This window comes from Carnobacterium sp., assembly GCF_040274425.1.
In genome coordinates this window covers 1-808 of sequence record NZ_JBEMBC010000187.1, presented here as the reverse complement: position 1 = coordinate 808, position 808 = coordinate 1, and the positions used below count along the sequence as shown (strand labels likewise).

Genomic DNA, 808 nt, shown 5'->3' with positions numbered 1-808 from the left:
GAGCTTCTCCCGCTTGGGACGAAGCACCAAGGATCTGATTGACCTGGTCACCTACTTCGAGGAGCAGGACGTAAAGCTGGTCAGCCTGAAGGAGAACTTCGATACAACCACCCCGCAGGGGAGGCTCATGATGACCGTCTTCCAGGCCTTCAGCCAATTCGAGCGTGATTTGATTGTGGAGCGGACGAAAGAGGGGCTCCAGAGTGCCCGTGCCCGAGGTCGGATAGGCGGAAGACCACGTGTGAACAAACGTGATATTGAACGAGCCGTGAAACTGTATGAGAGCAAAGCGTATAGTGGCAAAGAGATTACAGAAATGACTGGTATCAGTAAAGCTACTCTCTATCGATATATAAAGAGTAAGAAAAAATAACGCATTTTAAGCCAATTTCATATTTAAAAGTGAGTCACTTGTTCACGTTACTGAGCTAAAAGGTATTTTTGCCCATATCTTTCGTTAAGATTTATGTTGCAACCTATAGTTATAAGAAATGAATATGGCAAAAAGTGATTAGGTAATGTTTATTAATCCATGATCATTAGTCTTAAGTTATGAAACAAAATATGTAAAATATTCTAAAAACTAAGTTTATTATTAAAAAAATTAAACAGTCAAAAGATTGTTTGTTGGTTGAGCTATTAAAATTTAGTAATTATACAAATAATAAAGAATGCTTTCCAACAAAACACAATATATAGTTTTAATTTTGTTTGAAAACACAACATATAGTACTATAATACATATGTAGGGAATCCCTTCGCCAAAAGTGTTCCTACATATAGAATAAAGAGAGGAGATAATAGTCAT

General features: G+C 37.1%; 1 protein-coding gene. It reads left to right on the top strand.

Translation table 11 applies throughout. The features are described 5' to 3' along the window. Positions 1-373: recombinase family protein (locus tag ABS911_RS15195; protein WP_350468246.1), on the top strand; the 373-nt coding region annotated here is incomplete at its 5' end. Positions 374-808: the final 435 nt, after the last annotated feature.